This window comes from Pseudomonas sp. FG98 (assembly GCF_057808595.1).
Genome location: NZ_JBMDIJ010000025.1, coordinates 1 through 22,542 on the forward strand (window position 1 = coordinate 1; position 22,542 = coordinate 22,542).

The 22,542-nt window shown below is 65.0% G+C and carries 19 protein-coding genes and 1 pseudogene; 18 read left to right on the forward strand and 2 right to left on the reverse strand.

Annotated elements, in window-relative coordinates:
- Positions 1-337 precede the first annotated feature (337 nt).
- The 9 genes and pseudogenes from benA to ACODSK_RS16500 form a co-directional block, all read left to right on the forward strand.
- Positions 338-1,693, forward strand: a complete 1,356-nt coding sequence (benA, locus tag ACODSK_RS16460) for a benzoate 1,2-dioxygenase large subunit (RefSeq protein WP_489017582.1) — start codon at positions 338-340, stop codon at positions 1,691-1,693.
- Positions 1,693-2,181, forward strand: coding sequence for a benzoate 1,2-dioxygenase small subunit (gene benB / locus ACODSK_RS16465; protein ID WP_489017584.1), 489 nt, complete (start codon positions 1,693-1,695; stop codon positions 2,179-2,181). Before benA ends, benB begins: the two co-directional genes overlap by 1 nt.
- A gap of 67 nt (positions 2,182-2,248) precedes the next feature.
- Positions 2,249-3,259, forward strand: coding sequence for a benzoate 1,2-dioxygenase electron transfer component BenC (gene benC / locus ACODSK_RS16470; protein ID WP_489017586.1), 1,011 nt, complete (start codon positions 2,249-2,251; stop codon positions 3,257-3,259).
- Positions 3,260-3,319: 60 nt separating this feature from the next.
- Positions 3,320-4,084, forward strand: coding sequence for a 1,6-dihydroxycyclohexa-2,4-diene-1-carboxylate dehydrogenase (locus ACODSK_RS16475; RefSeq protein ID WP_489017588.1), 765 nt, complete (start codon positions 3,320-3,322; stop codon positions 4,082-4,084).
- A 50-nt stretch (positions 4,085-4,134) separates the two neighbouring features.
- Positions 4,135-5,463 carry an MFS transporter gene (locus tag ACODSK_RS16480; RefSeq protein ID WP_489017590.1) on the forward strand — a complete coding sequence of 443 codons (1,329 nt, stop codon included), beginning with the start codon at positions 4,135-4,137 and terminating at the stop codon, positions 5,461-5,463.
- 42 nt (positions 5,464-5,505) lie between these two features.
- Complete coding sequence (catA, locus tag ACODSK_RS16485; protein ID WP_489017591.1) at positions 5,506-6,432, forward strand: catechol 1,2-dioxygenase; 927 nt, start codon at positions 5,506-5,508, stop codon at positions 6,430-6,432.
- Between the two features lie 159 nt (positions 6,433-6,591).
- Positions 6,592-7,794 carry a benzoate/H(+) symporter BenE family transporter gene (locus ACODSK_RS16490; RefSeq protein WP_489017593.1) on the forward strand — a complete coding sequence of 401 codons (1,203 nt, stop codon included), beginning with the start codon at positions 6,592-6,594 and terminating at the stop codon, positions 7,792-7,794.
- Between the two features lie 90 nt (positions 7,795-7,884).
- A complete protein-coding gene (locus ACODSK_RS16495) occupies positions 7,885-9,141 on the forward strand; it encodes an OprD family porin (protein WP_489017594.1) in 1,257 nt (418 codons plus the stop codon).
- Positions 9,142-9,573: 432 nt separating this feature from the next.
- A pseudogene (locus ACODSK_RS16500) lies at positions 9,574-10,002 on the forward strand (methyl-accepting chemotaxis protein); the annotation flags it as partial.
- Positions 10,003-10,121: 119 nt separating this feature from the next.
- Here the strand turns inward: ACODSK_RS16500 and ACODSK_RS16505 are convergent.
- On the reverse strand, positions 10,122-10,940 hold the full coding sequence (locus ACODSK_RS16505; RefSeq protein WP_489017595.1) for an NAD-dependent epimerase/dehydratase family protein: 819 nt from the start codon (positions 10,938-10,940) through the stop codon (positions 10,122-10,124).
- Between the two features lie 55 nt (positions 10,941-10,995).
- A complete protein-coding gene (locus ACODSK_RS16510) occupies positions 10,996-11,721 on the reverse strand; it encodes an oligogalacturonate-specific porin KdgM family protein (protein ID WP_489017596.1) in 726 nt (241 codons plus the stop codon).
- A gap of 350 nt (positions 11,722-12,071) precedes the next feature.
- On the opposite strand from ACODSK_RS16510, the gene ACODSK_RS16515 reads away from it, so the two are divergent.
- The 9 genes from ACODSK_RS16515 (at position 12,072) to ACODSK_RS16555 (ending at position 22,478) form a co-directional block, all read left to right on the forward strand.
- A complete protein-coding gene (locus ACODSK_RS16515) occupies positions 12,072-13,226 on the forward strand; it encodes a mandelate racemase family protein (protein WP_489017597.1) in 1,155 nt (384 codons plus the stop codon).
- Positions 13,227-13,296: 70 nt separating this feature from the next.
- The gene (locus tag ACODSK_RS16520; RefSeq protein ID WP_489017599.1) at positions 13,297-14,907 is read left to right on the forward strand and encodes an ABC transporter substrate-binding protein; all 1,611 of its coding nucleotides are present in this window, start codon (positions 13,297-13,299) and stop codon (positions 14,905-14,907) included.
- A gap of 31 nt (positions 14,908-14,938) precedes the next feature.
- Positions 14,939-15,976, forward strand: coding sequence for an ABC transporter permease (locus ACODSK_RS16525; protein ID WP_489017601.1), 1,038 nt, complete (start codon positions 14,939-14,941; stop codon positions 15,974-15,976).
- A 43-nt stretch (positions 15,977-16,019) separates the two neighbouring features.
- Positions 16,020-17,618, forward strand: coding sequence for an ABC transporter substrate-binding protein (locus tag ACODSK_RS16530; RefSeq protein WP_489017603.1), 1,599 nt, complete (start codon positions 16,020-16,022; stop codon positions 17,616-17,618).
- A 53-nt stretch (positions 17,619-17,671) separates the two neighbouring features.
- Positions 17,672-18,589, forward strand: coding sequence for an ABC transporter permease (locus ACODSK_RS16535; RefSeq protein WP_489017605.1), 918 nt, complete (start codon positions 17,672-17,674; stop codon positions 18,587-18,589).
- An 11-nt stretch (positions 18,590-18,600) separates the two neighbouring features.
- The gene (locus tag ACODSK_RS16540; RefSeq protein WP_489017607.1) at positions 18,601-19,440 is read left to right on the forward strand and encodes an ABC transporter ATP-binding protein; all 840 of its coding nucleotides are present in this window, start codon (positions 18,601-18,603) and stop codon (positions 19,438-19,440) included.
- An 11-nt stretch (positions 19,441-19,451) separates the two neighbouring features.
- Positions 19,452-20,231 carry an ABC transporter ATP-binding protein gene (locus ACODSK_RS16545; protein WP_489017608.1) on the forward strand — a complete coding sequence of 260 codons (780 nt, stop codon included), beginning with the start codon at positions 19,452-19,454 and terminating at the stop codon, positions 20,229-20,231.
- A complete protein-coding gene (locus ACODSK_RS16550; RefSeq protein ID WP_489017610.1) occupies positions 20,216-20,563 on the forward strand; it encodes a 5-carboxymethyl-2-hydroxymuconate Delta-isomerase in 348 nt (115 codons plus the stop codon). The genes ACODSK_RS16545 and ACODSK_RS16550 overlap by 16 nt, the downstream gene beginning before the upstream one ends.
- Before the next feature lie 151 nt (positions 20,564-20,714).
- A complete protein-coding gene (locus ACODSK_RS16555; RefSeq protein WP_489017611.1) occupies positions 20,715-22,478 on the forward strand; it encodes a glycosyl hydrolase family 28 protein in 1,764 nt (587 codons plus the stop codon).
- The last annotated feature ends 64 nt before the right edge of the window (positions 22,479-22,542 follow it).

Sequence of the window (22,542 nt, forward strand, 5' to 3'; positions counted from 1 at the left end):
TGATCCAGGTCAGACGCAGGACCCTGTGGGAGCTGGCGTTGCCAGCGATGAGGCCGGCAAGCACACCTGACCAGCAAGATCGATGTCGAGGCTGATGGCCTCATCGTCGGCAATCGGATCGCCGCCCGGCCGCTCCCACAGGGTTCCGGGTCAGCCGCATGATCCAGGTCAGACGCAGGACCCTGTGGGAGCTGGCGTTGCCAGCGATGAGGCCCGCAAGAACAACACGGACCCGCTCTGCAAGAAACGGATAGCGGTCTGCAAAAACCGGATATCGACCCCACCGCCACCCGCCTAATCTGGCCTCCGTCAGATAATAAAAACGGAGGTCCCGGCCATGACCCTGGGAATCGACTACCTGAATGCCCTGCTTGAGGAAGACAAGGACCAAGGCATCTACCGCTGCAAGCGGGAGATGTTCACCGATCCGCGCCTGTTCGAACTGGAGATGCAGCACATCTTCGAAGGCAACTGGATCTACCTGGCCCACGACAGCCAGATCCCCAACAACAACGACTTCCTCACCACCACCATGGGGCGCCAGCCGATCTTCATCGCGCGCAACAAGGACGGTGAGCTGAACGCCTTCCTCAACGCCTGCAGCCACCGCGGCGCCATGCTTTGCCGGCACAAGACCGGCAACCGCTCCAGCTACACCTGCCCGTTCCACGGCTGGACCTTCAACAACAGCGGCAAGCTGCTCAAGGTCAAGGATCCGAGCGCGGCCGGCTACCCGTCGTCGTTCAACTGCGAAGGCTCCCACGACCTGACCAAGGTGGCGCGCTTCGAGTCCTACCGCGGCTTCCTGTTTGGCAGTCTGAATGCCGACGTGAAACCCCTGGTCGAGCACCTCGGCGAGTCGGCGAAGATCATCGACATGATCGTCGACCAGTCCCCCGACGGCCTGGAAGTGCTGCGCGGCTCCAGCTCGTACATCTACGAAGGCAACTGGAAACTTACCGCCGAAAACGGCGCCGACGGTTACCACGTCAGCTCCGTGCACTGGAACTACGCTGCCACCCAGAACCAGCGCAAGCAGCGCGAAGCCGGCGATGAGATCAAGACCATGAGCGCCGGCAGCTGGGCCAAGAATGGCGGCGGTTTCTACTCCTTCGAACACGGCCACCTCCTGCTCTGGACCCGCTGGGCCAACCCGGAAGACCGCCCGGCCTTCGAGCGCCGCGACGAGCTGGCCCGCGACTTCGGCCAGGCCCGCGCCGACTGGATGATCCAGAACTCGCGCAACCTGTGCCTGTACCCCAACGTCTACCTGATGGACCAGTTCAGCTCGCAGATCCGCATCGCCCGGCCGATTTCCGTGGACAAGACCGAGATCACCATCTACTGCATCGCCCCCCGTGGCGAAAGTGCCGAGGCGCGGGCCAAGCGCATCCGCCAGTACGAGGACTTCTTCAACGTCAGCGGCATGGCCACCCCGGACGACCTGGAAGAGTTCCGCTCCTGCCAGACCGGCTACGGCGGCGGTCGCGGCTGGAACGACATGTCCCGCGGTGCCGAGCACTGGGTCGAGGGCGCCGATGAGGCGGCCAAGGAAATCGACCTGCATCCGCTGCTGTCCGGCGTGCGCACCGAGGACGAGGGCCTGTTCGTCCTGCAGCACAAGTACTGGCAGGACACCATGCTCAAGGCCGCCAGCACCGAGCCGCAACTGATCCCCGTGGAGGCCGTGTGATGAGCGCTCTCTATGCAACCGTGCGCGACTTCCTCTACCGCGAAGCGCGCCTGCTCGACGATGCCCAATGGGACGAATGGCTGGAGCTGTACGCCGCCGACGCGACCTTCTGGATGCCGTCCTGGGACGACAACGACACGCTGACCGAAGACCCGCAAAGCGAGATCTCGCTGATCTGGTACGGCAACCGTGGCGGCCTGGAAGACCGGGTGTTCCGCATCAAGACCGAACGCTCCAGCGCGACCATCCCGGATACCCGGACCTCGCACAACCTGAGCAATATCGAGATCGTCGAGGAAGGTGAGGGCCAGTGCCAGGTGCGCTTCAACTGGCACACCCTGAGCTTCCGCTACAAGACCACCGACAGCTATTTCGGTACCAGCTTCTACAGCCTCGACCTGCGCGGCGAGCAGCCGCTGATCAAGGCCAAGAAGGTGGTCCTGAAGAACGACTACGTGCGTCAGGTCATCGACATCTACCACATTTGAATCACCCGGCAAGACGTGGTTGGCGACCCTCGGGACGCCAGGCCCGCGGCCGCGTGCGAGGTGCACCATGAGCTACCAGATCGCGCTCAATTTCGAAGACGGCGTCACCCGTTTCATCGACGCCACCGCCAGCGAAACCGTGGCCGACGCCGCTTATCGCCAGGGCATCAACATCCCGCTGGACTGCCGCGACGGCGCCTGCGGCACCTGCAAATGCTTCGCTGAAGCCGGTCGCTACGACATGGGCGACAACTTCATCGACGACGCCCTGAGCGCCGACGAACTGGCCCAGGGCTACGTGCTGACCTGCCAGATGCGCGCCGAAAGCGACTGCGTGGTGCGGGTGCCGGCCTCGTCGCAGCTGTGCAAGACCGAGCAGGCCAGTTTCGAGGCGACCATCAGCCAGGTGCGCCAGTTGTCCGAAAGCACCATCGCCCTGTCGATCAAGGACGAGTCGCTGTCGCGCCTGGCCTTCCTGCCGGGGCAGTACGTCAACCTCAAGGTGCCCGGCAGCGAACAGACCCGCGCCTACTCGTTCAGCTCGTTGCAGAAGGACGGCGAGGTCAGCTTCCTGATCCGCAACGTGCCCGGCGGGCTGATGAGCAGCTTCCTCAGCGGCCTGGCCAAGGCCGGCGACCGCATGACCCTGACCGGTCCGCTGGGCAGTTTCTACCTGCGCGAGGTCAAGCGCCCGTTGCTGCTGCTGGCCGGCGGCACCGGCCTGGCCCCCTTCACCGCGATGCTGGAAAAGATCGCCGGGCAGGGCAGCGAGCATCCGCTGCACCTGATCTACGGCGTCACCAACGACTTCGACCTGGTCGAGCTGGAACGCCTGGAGCGCTTCGCCGCCGAGATCCCCAACTTCACCTTCACCGCCTGCGTAGCCAACCCCGGCAGCCAGTACCCGAACAAGGGCTATGTCACCCAGCACATTGCCCCTGGCCACCTCAATGACGGCGATGTCGATGTCTACCTGTGCGGCCCGCCGCCGATGGTCGAAGCGGTCAGCCAGTACCTGCGCGAGCAGAACATCGCCCCGGCCAATTTCTACTACGAGAAATTCGCTGCCGCCGTGTGAACCCTTTTCATGGGGCTGCCCCGTCGTGCGGGCAGGGTGGCCCCTTTTTTATTCGAGGTCGTGATGAACAGATTCGACGACAGGATCGCGCTGGTGACCGGCGCAGCCCAGGGCATTGGCCGCCGGGTGGTCGAGCGCTTGCTCGGCGAGGGGGCGAAGGTGATCGCCGTGGACCGTTCCGAGCTGGTGTTCGAGCTGGAGCAGGGCGACAGCCTGCTGGCGCTGACCGCCGATCTTGAGCAGTACGGCGATTGCCAGCGGGTGATGGCGGCGGCGGTGGAGCGCTTCGGCCGCCTCGACATCCTCATCAACAATGTTGGTGGCACCATCTGGGCCAAGCCGTTCGAGCATTACCAGCAGCACGAGATCGAAGCCGAAGTGCGCCGCTCGCTGTTCCCCACCCTGTGGTGCTGCCATGCGGCGCTGCCGTACATGCTGGAACAGGGCAGGGGGGCGATCGTCAACGTCTCGTCCATCGCCACCCGCGGGGTCAACCGCGTGCCTTATGGCGCGGCCAAGGGCGGCGTCAACGCGCTGACCGCCTGCCTGGCCTTCGAGAACGCCGGGCGCGGCATCCGCGTCAATGCCACCGCCCCCGGCGGCACCGAGGCGCCACCCCGGCGCATCCCGCGCAACGCCGCGCAGCAGAGCGAGCAGGAGCAGGTCTGGTACCAGCAGATCGTCGACCAGACCATCGACAGCAGCCTGATGAAGCGCTACGGCAACCTCGATGAACAGGTCGGCGCGATCCTCTTCCTGGCCTCCGACGAAGCCTCCTATATCACCGGAACGATTCTGCCCGTAGGCGGTGGCGACCTCGGTTGAGCACCGCTGCAACACGGTTTCTACAACAACAAAAACAAGAGATGGATGCCATGCGAAAAATCGACGTACACCAGGTCATCGACCAGGCGCCCTTTACCCGCTTTCACTGGATGGTGATGTGCTGGTGCGCATTGCTGCTGATCTTCGACGGCTACGACCTGTTCATCTACGGTGTGGTCCTGCCGGTGCTGATGAAGGAATGGGGCCTGACCCCGTTGCAGGCCGGCGCCCTGGGCAGCTACGCGCTGTTCGGCATGATGTTCGGCGCCCTGGCCTTCGGCAGCCTGGCCGACAGGATCGGGCGCAAGAAAGGCATCGCCATCTGCTTCGCCCTGTTCTCCAGCGCAACCCTGCTCAACGGCTTCGCCAGCAGCCCGACCGAGTTCGGCATCTACCGCTTCTTCGCCGGCCTCGGCTGCGGCGGCCTGATGCCCAATGCCGTGGCCTTGATGAACGAATACGCGCCCAAGCGCCTGCGCAGCACCCTGGTGGCGATCATGTTCAGCGGCTACTCGGTGGGTGGCATGCTCTCGGCCGGTATCGGCATCTACATGCTGCCGCGCTTCGGCTGGGAGTCGATGTTCTTCGCCGCCGCGCTGCCGCTGTTGTTGCTGCCGGTGATCCTCTACTACCTGCCGGAATCCATCGGCTTCCTGGTGCGCCAGGGCCGCAGCGAACAGGCCAAGGCCTTGCTCAAGCGCCTCGATCCGTCCTGCGCGCCGCAGGCCGACGATGTGCTGGAAGCCCACGACAACAAGGGCAAGAGCGTCTCGGTGCTGGAGCTGTTCCGCGGCGGCCTGGCGGTGCGCACCCTGTCGGTGTGGGTGGCGTTTTTCTGCTGCCTGCTGATGGTCTACGCCCTCAGTTCCTGGCTGCCGAAGCTGATGGCCAGCGCCGGCTACAGCCTGGGCTCCAGCCTGTCGTTCCTCCTGGCGCTGAACTTCGGCGGCATGGCCGGGGCGATTCTCGGCGGCTGGCTGGGTGACCGTTTCAACCTGGTCAAGGTGAAGATCGCCTTCTTTATCGCTGCCGCAGTGTCCATCAGCCTGCTCGGGGTCAACAGCCCGATGCCGGTGCTCTACCTGCTGATCTTCATCGCCGGCGCCACCACCATCGGTACGCAGATCCTCCTGTATGCCGGCGCCGCCCAGCTGTACGGCCTGTCGATCCGCTCCACCGGCCTTGGCTGGGCCTCGGGCATCGGCCGCAACGGCGCCATCGTCGGCCCGCTGCTCGGCGGTGCGCTGATGGGCATCAACCTGCCGCTGCAACTGAACTTCATCGCCTTCGCCATTCCCGGTGCGGTCGCCGCCCTGGCCATGACCATCCATGTACTCAGCGGCAAACGCGCAAGCCTGGCGGCTGCCCCGGCGGTTTGAGGCAGCCGCCACACCCATAGATCACAACAAGAGGTGAACACCATGACCGTGAAGATTTCCCACACTGCCGATGTCCAGAAGTTCTTCGAAGAGGCCGCCGGCCTCGGTAACGACGATGGCAGCCCGCGCCTGAAGCGCATCATGCTCCGCGTGTTGCAGGACGTGGCGCGGATCGTCGAGGACCTGGAGATTACCGAGGACGAGTTCTGGAAGACCGTCGACTACTTCAACCGCCTCGGCGGGCGCAATGAAGCCGGCCTGCTGGTGGCGGGCCTGGGCATCGAGCACTTCCTCGACCTGCTGCAGGACGCCAAGGACGCCCAGGTCGGCCTCACCGGCGGCACCCCGCGCACCATCGAAGGCCCGCTGTACGTGGCCGGTGCGCCGATCGCCCAGGGCGAGACGCGCATGGACGACGGCAGCGAGGAGGGCGTCGCGACCCTGATGTTCCTCGACGGCCAGGTGCTCGACCCGCAGGGCCAGCCGATCGCCGGCGCCATCGTCGACCTGTGGCATGCCAATACCAAGGGCACCTACTCGTTCTTCGACCAGAGCCAGTCCGAGTACAACCTGCGCCGCCGTATCGTCACCGACGCCGAAGGCCGCTACCGCGCCCGCAGCATCGTGCCGTCCGGCTACGGCTGCGACCCGCAGGGACCGACCCAGGAGTGCCTCGACCAGCTCGGCCGCCACGGCCAGCGCCCGGCCCATGTGCACTTCTTCATCTCGGCACCGGGTTATCGCCACCTCACTACCCAGATCAACCTGTCTGGCGACAAGTACCTGTGGGACGACTTCGCCTATGCCACCCGCGAGGGCCTGGTCGGTGAGGTGCAGTTCCGCGAGGACGGCGCCCGGGGTGTGGCGGGGCGTTATGCCGAGCTGAGCTTCGACTTCCAGTTGCAGGAGGCGCCGGATGCGGCTGCCGAGTTGCGTAGCAAGCGTCCGCGGGCGCTGCAGGAAGCCTGACCTCGCAGCTCTCACAGGCGAGCGCGATACCTGTGGGAGCGGGTTTACCCGCGATTGCCATGGTGAATTCACTACCGCAATCGCGGGTGAACCCGCTCCCACAAGGTCCCCGCAGCAGCCCCAAAACAATCAGCCGTTAACCGGCTCACGCGAGGTCCCATGAAAGACCTGTTCAAGGATTGCTCGCTGTCCGCCCTGGTGGCCGGGATGATCGCTACGGTGATCTCCTACGCCGGCCCGCTGGTGCTGGTGTTCCACGCCGCAGAAAGCGCCGGTCTGTCCCATGGCCTGTTGTCTTCCTGGGTCTGGGCCATTTCCATCGGCAGCGCCGTGCTCGGTGCGGTGCTCAGCCTGCGCTACCGGGTGCCGGTGGTGATCGCCTGGTCGATCCCCGGTTCGGCGCTGCTGGTCACCGCCTTGCCGCAGATCGGCCTGAACCAGGCCGTCGGCGCCTACCTGGTGACCAACCTGGTATTGCTGCTGATCGGTATCAGCGGCGCCTTCGACCGCATCATCGCCCGCCTGCCGGGCTCGATTGCCGCCGGGATGCAGGCGGGCATCCTGTTCAGCTTCGGCGTCGAGGTGTTCCGCGCGCTGCCGGCGCAACCGGCGCTGGTGCTGGGCATGTTCCTCACCTACGTGGCGATGCGCCGCTTGTGGCCGCGCTACGCGGTGGCGGCGGTGCTGCTGGTGGGCGTCGGCATCACCCTGTTCGGCGGGCATTTCCATAGCGACAAGCTGGTCTTCGACCTGGCCACGCCGCAATGGATCACCCCGGAGTTCAGCCTTTCCGCAGTGCTCAACCTGGCCTTGCCGCTGGTGCTGGTATCCCTGACCGGGCAGTTCATGCCGGGCATGGCGGTGCTGCGCAACGCCGGCTACCAGACCCCGGCAAGCCCGATCATCAGCAGCAGTGCCGTGGTCGGTGCGCTGCTGGCGCCGTTCGGCTGCCACGGGCTGAACCTGGCAGCCGTCACCGCCAGCCTCTGCACCGGCCGCGAAGCCCATGAAAACCCGCGCCGCCGCTATATCGCCGCGCTGTCCGGCTGCGCCCTGTACCTGCTGTTCGGCATCGCCGGGGCCACCCTGGTGTCGTTGTTCGCCGCGTTTCCCAAGGAGTTGATCGCGGCGCTGGCGGGGCTGGCCTTGTACGGCGCCATCAGCGAAGCCCTGGCCCGCAGCCTGGCCGAGCCCAGGGAGCGGGATGCCGGCTTGTTCACCTTCCTGGTGACCGCTTCGGGCGTGTCCTTCCTCGGTCTGTCGGCGGCGTTCTGGGGGCTGGCCTTCGGTCTGCTTGCCCATTGCCTGCTGGCGGCCCGGCGTCCTTCACCGACCACGGCTGCCGTGCCGCGCAGCCACTGAAACATCGGTTCCACCCAACGGCAGCGGCCTCACCGGACCGCCGCCTGGAAAGCTGCACCCCCAATAAAAACAAGATCAGAGAGCTTCCCGATGAAACACGTACCTTGCGTCATGCTCCCCCTCGGTCTGGCCGTCGCCAGCCCTTCGCTGCTGGCGGCCGAAGCGGACTTCTTCAAGGACTCCACCGCGACCCTGACCACCCGCAACTACTACTTCAGCCGCGACTTCTCCGACATCGTCGGCAGCAACCAGCAGTCCAAGGCCGAGGAGTGGGCCCAGGGCTTTATCCTCAACTTCAAATCCGGCTACACCCCTGGCACCCTCGGCTTCGGCGTGGACGCCATCGGCCTGCTCGGGCTCAAGCTCGACAGTAGCCGCGACCGGGCCAATACCGGCCTGCTGCCGATGCAGGAAGATGGCGTGGCCGCCGACAGCTACAGTCGCCTTGGCCTGACCCTCAAGGCGCGGCTGTCGAAGACCGAGCTGAAGTTCGGCGAGCTGCAACCCAACCTGCCGGTGCTGGCCTTCAGCGATATCCGCCTGTTGCCGCCGACCTACCAGGGCGTGGCCATCAGTTCGGCGGAAATCGACGGCCTGAGCCTGCAAGGCGGTCACCTCAAGTCCACCCACCTGCGCAACGAAAGCGGCGACGGCAAGATGGCCGCCATGCTCGGCCATGTGCCGCAGCGCCAGGCGGAAAGCGATGGCTTCAACTTCGCCGGTGCCGACTATGCCTTCAACGGCAACCGCACCACCGCCAGCCTGTGGTACGGCCAGCTTGAGGACATCTATGAGCAGGGCTTCCTCGGCCTCAAGCATTCCCAGCCGGTGGGCGACTGGGTACTGGGCGCCAACCTCGGCTACTACACGGCCAGGGAAGACGGCGACAAGTTGCTCGGCGATATCGACAACCAGGCGCTGTTCTCCCTGCTCTCGGCCAAGCGCGGCGGGCATACCTTCTACGTTGGCTATCAGGCCATGTACGGCGACAGCCCGTTCCCCCGGGTCTTCGCCAACATCACCCCGCTGGGCAACGAGGTGCCGACCTACGAGTTCGCCTACACCGACGAACGCTCCTGGCAGGCGCGCTACGACTACGATTTCGCCGCCCTCGGCATTCCCGGCCTGACCACCACCGTGCGCTACATCACCGGCGACAACGTCGATACCGGCCGCGGCTTCGAGGGCAAGGACCGCGAACGCGACCTGGATATCGCCTACGTGGTGCAGAGCGGGGTGCTTGGCGGCCTCGGCATCCGTGTGCGCAATGCCATGGCGCGCTCCAACTACCGCAGCGATATCGACGAAAACCGCCTGATCTTCACCTACACCTGGAAACTGCTCTAAGGAGGCGGCATGACGCGAAAAGGTCTGGCCCTGCTGGTTCAGGGCCTGTCCGGGCTCGCCTGTATCGCCGCGCTGTGGCATCCGGCCGGGATTGTCCTGGCCGTGACCGGCATGGCGTTGGCCGCCGTGCTCTGGCAGGGCGTGGTGGAGTATCGGGTGCGGGAGGTGATCGTCGAAATACCCGCTCCGCTACCGCCACCTTGTCCGCCGCCGGAGCCGCTGCAGGCGCCGGAGGACCCGCGCCTGCGCGGTTGCCTGGTGGCGCTGGGCGACGAGATCCACGCCACCGAGCAGGACATGCGCTTCGCCAACCAGCTGGCGCGGGAGGCGGGGGGCAAGGTCAATGCCAGTGCCGAGAGCATCCAGGTCTCTGCGGATATCCTCGGGCGCCTGGACAGTTCCATGGTCCAGGTCGCCAGCGCCTTCGACGAACTGGGTGCGCAATCGGTGCAGATCGGATCGTTGGTCGGCAGCATCCAGGACATCTCCAGCCAGACCAACCTGCTGGCGCTGAATGCCGCGATCGAAGCGGCCAGGGCAGGGGACCAGGGTCGTGGTTTCGCCGTGGTCGCCGACGAAGTGCGCAACCTGTCGCGGCGCGCGGCGGACTCCAGTGCGCGGATCCGCCAGATCGCCAAGGGCCTGGAGCAGTCGGCGGAGGAGGCGCGGTTGGGTATCGGGCAGCTTGGTGAGGCCGCACGTCAGGGGTTAGCGCAGTCCGGCGTGGCCTTGCAGGCCATGCAGGACATGCGCAGCGCGGCGGTGGCGCGGGTGGAGATTGTCGAGCGGGTGATGGGGCGTCTGGCCAGTCAGCGGGCGCTGGCGGGGGAGGCCGGGCGGTTGGTGAGTGCCATGGATTGAGGGGGCAATCGATGCCTCATCGCTGGCAAGCCAGCTCCCACAAGGATCGCGTGCACCGCGGACCTGTGGGAGCTGGCTTGCCAGCGATGAGGCCGGTAGCGACAACACAATTCTCCCTCTCAGTCGCCAAACGGCCCAGCCTGGGTAAACGCCCCGCCTTGCAAGCCGGCGCCGGCATCGCTCTTACCGTTCCCGCCCACCTGCTCCATCTTCGCTCGGAACTGCTCCGAACTGTCCTTCGGCGCAAAGCCCAGATGCGCCGCATACCGGTTGTCCCACCACAAATCGCGGTTCGCCGACACCCCATACACCACAGTGTGCCCGACATCCGCGGCGAGCAGCGCGCGCTCCACCAGGTGCGCCAGGTCGGCATAGCTCAGCCAGGTCGAGAGCATGCGCAGGTTGCGCGGTTCGGGGAATGACGAGCCGATGCGCAGGCTGACGGTTTCGATGCCGTAGCGGTGGAAGTAGAAGGTCGCCAGGTCCTCGCCATAGGACTTCGACAATCCGTAGTAGCAATCCGGCCGACGCGGCGAGTGCGCGTCCACCGTTTCTTCCTGCGGGTAGAAGCCGGTGACATGGTTGGAGCTGGCGAAGATCACCCGCTTGATCCCCTGTTTGCGCGCCGCTTCATAGATATGGAAGGTGCCGCGGATATTGGCCTCGAGAATCTCCTCGAAAGCGCGCTCGGTGGAAATTCCGCCGAGGTGCACGATGGCATCCACTTCGCTGGCCAGGGCCAGGACGCCAGCCTTGTCGGCCAGGTCGCAGGGGATCACTTCTTCATGGGCGCCAGCGGCGGGCGTCATGGTGCTGATATCGGAGACACGGACGATGTTCGCGTGGGCCTGCAGGGCTTCGCGCAGGATCTGCCCGAGGCCGCCGGCGGCGCCGGTCAGCAGCAGGCGGTGGAAGGGTTTTGTGGTGTCGAGGGTCATGAGGCTGCCTTTGCAAACATGACCGGGCAGCCGCAAGGGCTGCCCGGAGCGTGGATTACAGGAAGTTGTACTGGATCCCGATACGCCAGCGGGCCTGGCGGTCGTCGGTCGTGGAGTTGACCTTGATGTCACCCACTTCCATGAACGGTGCCCACTGCTTGTTGAGCTTGTACTTGATGATCAGGTTCTGCTCGTAGTCGCTCTTCTTGTTGTCGTAGCGGATGTAGTCGGTGTCGAAGTAGATGTACTGGTACTCGAATGCCCAGGGCCCTTTTGGGGTGTAGCCGAGCCAGCCTTCCAGACGGGTGGTGTTCTGGTTGTCCTTGGCCCGGTCGGCCTTGCTCCGGTCGATCTGGTCGCGGTCGAGGCTGCGGGCATCCTGGCGTACGCGGGTGGCGACGTACCAGGTGTCGGAGATCTTGTAGGTGTATTTCAGACCGAACTTGTAGGTGGTCGAGTCCTTGGAGCTGTCCATCTGGAATGCCGGGGTCAGCGTCGACTGCGGACTCAACTTGTAGTTGTAGTCCACGGTGAACTCATGGCCGTTGTTGACCATGTTGTCGTAGGCGACGTCTTCGCGATCGCCCGCTGTCTTGTATTTGATTTCGGCGGCAAACCCGAGGCCACTGTCCATCCGGTAGTTCATCTTGATCCGGTCGGAGTGGATGCTGTCGTCTTCGGTGAAACCGTGGCGGTAGTTGATGCTGGCCGAATCCGCGAAGGCGTGCAGGGACAGGCCCAGCGTAGTGACGGCCACAAGGCTGCGAAGTGTGATGTTCATGCGATCTTCTTTTGTTTTTGTTGTTGAGGTCGGTATGAGGCAGGTGTCGGTAGGGATGCTGTGGTCGGGGTGGCTCCGTGGCGGCAGGTGCAAACAAGTTATCGGACAACTCGATGGTTGTCTACGATTTCTTTCAATGTTGTCTGACGACAATTTATGATGGCTCTATTTAGCGGTTTACAGCGTATTCGCTAGGGGTTTAAGGCTGTTTTTACCCTGGTGAAAGGGTCTTGCATGTGCCTTGAGAAAGATTTCAAAGGGGTGCTTTTCAAAAGTTGTATGATGACGTAGGATCCTGTCCAGAGCGTGACTCTCCCGCCGCCAAACCTAATAAAAAGGCTCAGACGTCCATGATCATCACTGCTGTAAACGTGCAGATTTTTTCCTACCCCACCCGCCGCGCCGTCGACAGTGCCGGCCACGCCCACCCCGGTGACGTGACCCAGGCGAAGATGGCCCTGCTGCGCATCACCACCGAATGCGGCAACGAAGGCTATGCCCTGGGTGCTCCTGAACTGATCCGCCCCTATGTACTGGATGGCTTCGTGCGCAAGGTGCTGGTCGGGGCCAATGCCTTCGACCGCGAGAAGATCTGGCACGACCTCGCCCATTGGCAGCGCGGCAGTGCCAGCCAGCTCACCGACCGCGCTCTGGCCCTGGTCGAACAGGCCTTGTGGGACTGGGCCGGGCGCAAGCTGAACCTGCCGGTGCACAAGCTGATCGGCGCCTACCGCGACAAGGTGCCGGCCTACGGCTCGACCATGTGCGGCGACGAACTGCCAGGCGGCCTGTCCACCCCGGAAGAGTACGGCCGCTTCGCCGAGACCCTGGTCAAGCGCGGCTACAAGGCGATCAAGCTGCACACCTGGATGCCGCCGGTGTCCTTCGCCCCGAGCGTGGCCATGGACATCAAGGCCTGCGCGGCGGTGCGCGAGGCGGTCGGCCCGGATATCGCGCTGATGATCGACGGCTATCACTGGTACAGCCGCACCGACGCCCTGACCATTGGCCGCGCCCTGGAGAAACTGAACTTCGCCTGGTTCGAAGAACCGATGATGGAAGACTCCGCCGAGTCCTACGCCTGGCTCGCCGGCCAGCTGGACATCCCCGTCCTTGGCCCGGAAAGCCTCGGCGGCAAGCACCTGAGCCGGGCCAGCTGGGTGAAGAACGATGTCTGCGACATCCTCCGCGCTGGCGTGGCCGGGGTCGGCGGCATCGCCCCCTGCCTGAAGGTGGCGCACATGGCCGAGTCGTTCGGCATGGACTGCGAGATCCATGGCAACGGCGCGGCCAACCTGGCGGTGGTCGGGGCGATCAAGAACTGCACCTGGTACGAGCGCGGCCTGCTGCACCCGTTCCTCGATTACGACGAGGTGCCGGCCTACCTCAAGCGCCTGGTCGACCCGATGGACCAGGACGGCTTCGTCCATCTGTCGGACCTGCCTGGCCTGGGCGAGGATATCGATTTCAACTACGTCGAGACCAACACGCTGCACAGCTACTGATCCGTGCATGGCGGCGCGCGCCTGCGCGTGCCGCCCGAGAGTCCAATAACTACAAGAAAGGCAATCTCACATGAGCGTTCTCCCGAAACTTCGCGCGGGGGCCCTGGCGACGCTGCTGGCCCTGGGCGCCACGCCGCTGGCTTTCGCCAAGACTCCGGCCGACCAGTTGATCGTCGGCATGAGCATGATCAACCTGCTGTCCCTCGACCCGGCCGCCGCCACCGGGCTGGACGTGTCCGAGGTCAATGCCAACCTCTACGACATGCTGCTGGTCCAGGATGCCCGCCAGCCGGACAAACTGGTCCCGGCCCTGGCCGAAAGCTGGCAGGTCAGCGACGACCGCAAGACCCTGACCTTCAAGCTGCGCGAAGGCGTCAAGTTCCACTCCGGCAACCCGCTGAGCGCCGAAGATGTCGCCTGGTCGCTGCAACGGGTGCTCAAGCTCAACCTGGCCCTGGCCTCGACCTGGAAGGCCTACGGTTTCACCGCCGGCAACGTCGGCCAATACATGCGCGCCGCCGACGAGCACACCTTCGTCATCGAACTGCCGCGGCCGACCGACCCGCTGCTGGTGCTCAATACCCTGGCCACCTCGCCCAGCGCCTTTGTCCTCGATCGCAAGGTGGTGCAGCAGCACCAGAAAGGCGACGACATGGGCGGCGCCTGGCTGACCACCCATGCCGCCGGCAGCGGCCCGTTCGTGCTCAACGACTGGCGCGCCAACGACGTGATCCTGATGACCCGCTTCGACGGCTACTGGGGCGGCCCGGCAAAGCTCAAGCGCATCGTCATGCGCAACATGACCGAGTCGCAGTCGCTGCGCCTGATGGTCGAGCGCGGTGACCTCGACCTGGCCAAGGGCATGTCGGCACCGGATATCGAAGCACTGGAGAAGTCCGACAAGGTCCGCACCCAGACCGTGCAGCGCGGCACACTCTATTACGTCGCCCTGAGCGTGAAGAACAAACCCTACGACGACGCCCGGGTGCGCAAGGCCGTGCGCTCGCTGATCGACTACCAGGGCATCAACCAGACCGTCATGCCGCACTACGGCCAGCTCAACCAGCGGCCGCTGCCCCTGGGCCTGGCGGCGCGCCTGGACGATCCGGGCTATACGCTGAACGTGGCCGAAGCGAAAAGACTGCTGGCCGAGGCCGGTTACCCCGACGGCTTCAAAACCACCATCCGCGTGCTCACCGAGCCGCCGTTCATCAATATCGCCTCCAGCCTGCAAGCGACCCTGGCCCAGGCCGGGATCCAGGCGACCATCGTCACCGGCACCGGCAACCAGATCTACGGCGCCATGCGCGAGCGCAGCTTCGATATCCTGGTTGGCCGTGGCGGTGGCGGGGCCGAGCGCCATCCTCATTCCAGCCTGCGCACCCTGGTGTACAACCCGGACAACCGCGACGAAGCCAAGCTGAGCAACTTCCAGGGCTGGCGTACCTCGTTCTACAGCCCCGAACTGAACGGCCTGATCGAGCAGGCCGAAGTGGAAGCGGACCCGGCGAAGCAACTGGCCCAGTACCAGCAGATCCAGACCACCCTGGACCAGCAGGTCGGGGCGATCCTGCCGGTGTCGCAGATGACCGACACCGTGGTGCTGTACCACGACGTCCAGGACTACCAGGGCCATAGCGCCGCCACCACCCGTTACAAGGACGTCTACAAGGCCCGCTGAGGCCTGGTGCACGCCAATTCAGGAGTCCGTTATGTCTCTTTCCACTGCCTCCGTGCTGGGCGCCCGTGCGTCCGGCACCGCACGCCGGGCCGGCACGGTCCTGGTGACCCTGCTGGGCCTCTTGGCGCTGACCTTCTTCATCGGCCGGGTGATGCCCCTGGACCCGGTGCTGGCCGTGGTCGGCCCGGATGCCGACAGCTCCACCTACGACCAGGTGTACCGCGCCATGGGCCTGGACCAGCCGATCTGGACCCAGTTCGGCCTGTACCTGGGCGACCTGCTCCAGGGTGATTTCGGCAATGCCCTGCTCACCGGGCATCCGGTGCTGGAGGACATCAAGCGGGTGTTCCCGGCGACCATCGAACTGGCCACCCTGGCGATCCTGTTCGGCGTGCTGATCGGCCTGCCGCTGGGCGTGGTGGCCGCGAGCAACCAAGGCAAGGTCGGCGACCATGTGGCCCGGGTGATCACCCTGTTCGGCTATTCCACGCCGATCTTCTGGGTCGGCATGATGGGCCTGCTGGTGTTCTACGCCTGGCTCGGCTGGGCCGGCGGGGCAGGGCGCATCGACCTGGCCTACGACGGCATGGTCCCGGAAGTCACCGGCCTGCTGCTGGTGGACACCGCCCTGGCCCGCGACTGGGAAGCCTTTGCCAGCGCCCTGCGGCATATCGTGTTGCCGGGGCTGATCCTCGGCCTCAACTCGGTGGCCTACATCAGCCGCATGACCCGCAGCTTCATGCTCGAACAGCTGTCCCAGGAATACATCATCACCGCCCGGGTCAAGGGCCTGTCGCGGCGCCAGGTGGTCTGGGGCCATGCCTTCCGCAACATCCTCGTGCAACTGCTGACGGTAGTGGCCCTGGCCTACGGCTCGCTGCTCGAAGGCGCGGTGCTGATCGAGACGGTGTTCGCCTGGCCCGGTTTCGGCCAGTACCTGACCAGCAGCCTGATGCTCGGCGACATGAACGCGGTGATGGGTTGCGTGCTGGTGATCGGCCTGATCTTCGTCGCCCTCAACCTGATCAGCGACGCCCTGTACAAGGTGTTCGACCCAAGGACCCGCTAAGCCCCACGGCTACCTGGCATAACTACAAAAAGAAGGATGCCCCATGAAAACTGTATTTCCCGCCTTGCTCGGCGCCCTGCTGGCGCTGGGCCCGATGGCCGCGGCGCAGGCGAAGACCCCGGCCGACCAGTTGATCGTCGGCATGAGCCTGGTCAACCTGTTCTCCATCGACCCGGCCAACGCCCCGGGCCTGGATGCCTCGGGGATCAACGCCAACCTCTACGACACCCTGGTCAAGCGCGACAACGGCAACCCCGAGCAGCACCTGCCGCAACTGGCCCGAAGCTGGACGGTGAGCGAGGACGGCAAGCGCATCACCTTCCAGTTGCGCGATGACGTCAAGTTCCACTCCGGCAATCCGCTGACCGCCGAGGACGTGGCCTGGTCGCTGTACCGGGTGATGAAGCTCAACTTCGGCCTGGCCACCACTTGGAAGGCCTACGGCTACAGCCTCGACAACATCCAGGGCCTGATCCGTGCCACCGACGCCCACACCCTGGTGGTGGAGCTGCCGCAGCCGACCGATCCACTGCTGCTGATCGACTCCCTGGCCACCTCGCCCAGCGCGGTGGTGGTGGACCGGGTGGAAGTGCTCAAGCACGAGAAGAACGGCGACCTCGGCGGCGCCTGGCTGGTGACCAACGAGGCCGGCAGCGGCCCCTTCACCCTGAGCAAATGGAGCGCCAACGATGCCCTGGTGATGACCCGTTTCGATGGTTACTGGGGCGGCCCGGCGAAGATGAAGCGGGTGCTGTTGCGGCACATGACCGAGTCGCAGTCCCTGCGCCTGATGCTCGAACGCGGCGACCTCGACCTGGCCTACGGCATGGCCGCGCCGGACATCAAGGCCATCGAGGGCACGGACAAACTACAGGTCCAGTCCCTGCAACGGGGCACCATGTACTACGTGGCGATGAGCATGAAGCAGCCGGAATTCGCCAACAAAAAGGTGCGTGAAGCAGTGCGCAACCTGATCGACTACCAGGGCCTCGACCAGCAGGTCATGCCCCATTACGGCAAGCTCAACCAGCAGCCGATGCAGCTCGGCCTGGAAGCGCGCCTGCCTGACCCAGGCTACAAGCTCGACGTACCCAAGGCCAAGGCGCTGCTGGCCGAAGCAGGTTATCCGGACGGTTTCAGCACCACCATCCGCACCCTGTCCGAGCCGCCGTTCATCGATATCGCCGCGCGCATGCAGGCGACCCTGGCCGAAGGCGGGATCAAGGCCACCATCATTCCCGGCACCGGCAACCAGGTGTACGGCGCGATGCGCGCACGCAACTTCGAAATGATCGTGGCGCGGGGTGCCGAGCGCTATCCGCACCCGTATTTCAGCCTGCGCACCTTCGTCTACAACCCGGACAACAGCGACGCCGCCGGCCTGCCCAACTTCCAGGGCTGGCGCGCCTCGTTCTTCAGTCGCCAGCTCAACGACCTGATCGACCGCGTCGGCGTCGAGCGCGATGCCGGCAAGCGCCTGGCCATGTACCACGAGGCGCAGACGCTGTACGACCAGCAGGCCGGTCCGATCATGATGATTTCGCAGATGACCGACACCGCCGTGAGCGCGGTGGACATCAAGGGCTTTACCGGCGACGACGCCGAGGCGACCCGTTACCTGGGCGTCTACAAGCAACGCTGAGCACTGTCCGGGGTTGCCCCGGACAGCCATGAATCCACCGCGAGAACATGCCGATGATTGCCAACATGTCTTCCAGCGAAAGCGCCGCCAAGCGGCAACCCGACAGCACCCCGGCGTCCAGCCTGGATGCCCTGTACCGCAGCAGTCTGCGCGTACTGCGCCACCTGGTGCACAACCCCATGACCCTGGCCGGCTCGCTGGTGGCCCTGCTGCTGGTGGTGGTCGCGGCCTTCGCGCCGTGGATCGCCACCCACGACCCGATAGTGCAGAACCTCGCCAATGCCTTGCAGGCACCGAGCGCCGCGCACTGGTTCGGCACCGACGAATACGGCCGCGATATCTTCAGCCGGCTGGTCTACGGCTCGCGCATCACCCTCTACATCATTGCCCTGGTGACCGTCATCGTCGGCCCGATCGGCCTGTTCATCGGCACCGTCTCCGGCTACTTCGGCGGGGTGGTGGACACGGTGTTCATGCGCATCACCGATATCTTCATTTCCTTCCCCAGCCTGGTCCTGGCCCTGGCCTTCATTGCCGCCCTCGGCCCTGGCCTGGAGCATGCGGTGGTAGCCATCGCGCTCACCTCCTGGCCGCCGATCGCCCGTCTGGCGCGGGCGGAAACCCTGTCCCTGCGCAAGGCCGACTTCGTCGTCGCGGTGGAGCTGCAGGGCGCCTCGTCGAGCCGCATCATCCTCCGTCATATCGTGCCGATGTGCCTGTCGTCGGTGATCATCCGCCTGACCATGAACATGGCCGGGATCATCCTCACCGCCGCCGCCCTGGGCTTTCTTGGCCTGGGTGCCCAGGCGCCGCTGCCGGAGTGGGGCGCGATGATCTCCACCGGTCGCCGCTACATGCTCGAATGCTGGTGGCTGGTGGCAGTACCGGGGGCGGCGATCATGCTCGTCAGCCTGGCGTTCAACCTGCTGGGCGATGGCCTGCGGGACATTCTCGATCCGCGTAGCGAATAACCGGAGGCACCATGTCGACACCCAAACTCACTGTCGATTCGCTCAACGTGCGATTCGTCAACGGCAAGAAGGAAATGCACGCAGTGCGTGACGTGTCCTTCACCCTCGGCCGGGAAAAGCTGGCCATCGTCGGCGAGTCCGGCTCGGGCAAATCCACGGTCGGGCGCAGCCTGCTCAAGCTGCACCCGGCCAGCACGCAGATCAGCGCCAAGGCCCTGCGCTTCGGCGAGGTCGACCTGCTCTCGGCCAGCGAAAAGGCCATGCAGAAGATCCGCGGCAACCGCATCTCGATGATCATGCAGGACCCGAAATACTCGCTGAACCCGGTGGTCAAGGTCGGCGAGCAGATCGCCGAAGCCTACCTGGCCCACCACAAGGCCAGTCGTGCCGAGGCCCGCGAGCGGGTCCTGACCATGCTGGAAAAGGTCCATATCCGCGATCCGAAACGGGTCTACGACCTGTACCCGCATGAAGTCAGCGGCGGCATGGGCCAGCGCATCATGATCGCCATGATGGTCATCACCAGCCCGGAAGTGATCATCGCCGACGAACCGACCTCGGCCCTCGACGTCTCGGTACGCCAGCAGGTGCTCAACGTGCTGGAAGAGCTGGTGGTGGAAAACCAGATGGGCCTGATCTTCGTCAGTCACGACCTCAATCTGGTGCGCAACTACTGCGACCGGGTGCTGGTGATGTACGCCGGGCGGGTGGTCGAATCCCTCGCCGCCGCTGACCTGCACCACGCCGAACATCCCTATACCCGTGGCCTGCTGGCCGCCTTGCCGAGCATGGACAACCGCCGCCCGCGCTTGCCGGTGCTGCAACGCGACCCGCTCTGGCTGACCTGCTGAGGTAACCGACCATGTCCATGATCCAAGCCCAATCGCTGAACCTGAGCTTCGGCGTCGGCCCGGCGCTCAACCAGGTGCTGCACGACGTCAACCTGAGTGTCGAGGATGGCGAATCCTTTGGCCTGGTGGGAGAGTCGGGTTCCGGCAAGACCACCGTGCTGCGCTGCCTGGCCGGGCAGTACCGGCACTGGAGCGGGGCGCTGAGCATTGCCGGCGTGCCGCTGCAGCACAAGATTCCCAAGGAGCACTTTCGCAAGGTGCAGATGGTCTTCCAGGACCCCTACGGCTCGCTGCATCCGCGCCACACCATCGACACCGCGCTGCGCGAGCCGCTGATCATCCACGGCATGGACGAGCGTGACGACCGCATCAACGACATTCTGTGCAAGGTCGGGCTCAACGACAGCTTCCGTTACCGCTACCCGCACCAGTTGTCCGGCGGCCAGCGCCAGCGCGTGGCGATCGCCCGGGCGCTGATCCTGCAACCGCGGGTGCTGTTGCTCGATGAACCGACCTCGGCGCTTGATGTGTCGGTGCAGGCCGAGATCCTCAACCTGCTCTCGGACCTGCGCCAGCGCGAGAAGCTCACCTACCTGATGGTCACCCACGATCTCGGCGTGGTCAGCCACCTGTGCGACAAGGTCGCGGTGATGCAGCACGGCCGCATCGTCGAGCGCCTCGACTGCCAGGGCCTGAGCCAGGACCTGGCGACCCACGACTACACGCGCATGCTGGTCCAGGCCAGTCGGGATTTCAGTGCCGAGGGGAGCGGGCCATGCCTCACTGTCTGATCGAATGCCCGACGGCGCTGGCCGCGCGGGTCGGGGAGCAGGTGTTGCTGGCGACGGTGCATGACGCCATCGATGCCAGCGGCTTCTTCAAGCCTGGGGATATCAAGGTACGGATCGCCGGGTATGCCCATTACCGCTGTGGTGCGACGCAGGACGATTTTGTCCATGTGACCCTGTCGGTGCTCGACGGCCGCAGCGCTGACCAGCGCCGCAGCCTGGCCACCGCCACCATGCAAGCCCTGGTGGAGCTGCTGCCGGAGGTGGAGGTGCTGTCCATGGATGTCCGGGAAATGGAGCGGGCGGTGTTCGTCAACCGCAGCTCGCTTGGCTGACACCTATTCCCAGATCACCACAAAAACCTGTGGGAGCTGGCTTGCCAGCGATGAGGCCTGACCTGACAACACCTTTGTCAGCACCGGCCAAATCGCTGGCAAGCCAGCTCCCACAGGGTCCGCGTGCCTAACAAAAACAAGGAAGATAACAATGATGCGCCCCCTTATCGCAACCCTGGCCCTGACCAGCAGCCTGCCGCTCTGGGCCCTCGAAGCCCCGCCCAAACCCCAGGTCCCGACCCTGGCCCATGATGACCGGCAGATCATCCTGGTCTGGCAAAAGCCGGCCAACCACGCCGATATCGTCGACTACCACGTCTACGCCAACGGCAAGCTGCTCGGCGGCAGCAACGCCAATGCCGACCAGGTCTCGCCGGCCAAGCCGTATATCGACCGCTTCTACCAGCAGGACACGCGCAACTTCCATTACCGCATCGCCCTGCACAGCTTCACCGCCGAGGGCCTGCAACCCGACACCGAATACCGCTTCACCGTGCGCTCGGTGGGCCGCGACGGCAAGGAGTCCGCCGACAGCCCGGTGGTGGTGCAGCGCACCGGCAAGGTCCCGGCGCTGTTCGACGTGCGCCAATACGGCGCCAAGGGCGACGGCAACACCCTCGACACCGCCGCGATCCAGCGCGCAATCGACGCCTGTACGCTCGGCTGCAAGGTGCTGCTGCCCGCCGGCACCTACAAGAGCGGCGCCCTCTACCTGAAAAGCAACATGACCCTGGAAATCGCCGAGGGCGCGACCCTGCTCGGCTCCGAGCGCGCTGAGGACTACCCGCGCGATGGCTATATCCAGTACCCGTACTCGACCACCGTGCGCCCGGCCTCGCTGATCAACGCTTTGCCCCGCGACCCGCGCGCGCACCAGGCGTTCGAGAACATCCGCATCGTCGGCAAGGGCACCATCGATGGCAACGGCTGGCAGCGCAAGGAAGACGTGCGCGACGAACTTGGCCGCGCGCTGCCGTTCTACCTGCCCAGCGACAACACCCGCTACATGCACGACGGCGTGCTGGCCAAGGCCCAGGTCGAGCGGGCGGTGGCCGAGGGCATGAACGTCAAGGATGCCTACGGGCAGATGCGCTCTTCGCTGATCACCCTGCGCGATGTGAAGAACGTGTTCTACGGCGGCATCACCGTGGTCAACCCGGCGTACCACGGGATCATGAACCTGGAGACCGAGAACGTGGTGCTGGCCAACACCACCCACAAGACCTACGACGCCAACAACGGCGACGGCATCGAATTCGCCAACAGTCGCAACGCCATGGTCTTCAACAACTTCTTCGACACTGGCGACGACTGCGTCAACTTCGCCGCCGGTACCGGTGCCGAGGCGGTGAAGCAGAAGCCCCAGGACGGCGCGTGGATCTTCAACAACTACTTCCGCAAGGGCCACGGCATGGTGGTCGCCGGCAGCCACACCGGGGCGTGGATCGAGAACATCCTGGCCGAGGACAATGTTGCCGACGGCACCGATGCCGGGCTGCGCATGAAGAGCACCAACTTCATGGGTGGCGGCGCGCGCAATGTGGTGTTCCGCGACTCGGCGCTGCGCAATATCGTCAAGCAGGGCTTTATCTTCACCCTCGACTACAACGACCCCAACGCCAAGCTCGACTACCAGCGCTCGACCATCGCCGGGCAGTTCCGCGATATCCGCGTCAGCGATGTCAGTGTGGAAAATGCCGGCAGTGCGGCGATCGAGGTCAAGGGCGACAGTCAGCACGACGCCTGGCACCAGGGGCTGGTGTTCGAGCGGGTGCGCTTCAGCGGGCAGGCCAAGGCGAAGATCGATGGATTGCGTGATTCGCGGTTTGCTGGCGTGAGTTTCAGCGACCGGGAGCCTGGCAATCCATGGCAGGTCAGCAACAGTCAGGGCCTGGCCTTCAAGGATGTCGAGTAGCCGTCGATCTTGCGGCTGACCGAGGACCCTGTGGGAGCTGGCTTGCCAGCGATTTGGCCGGCCC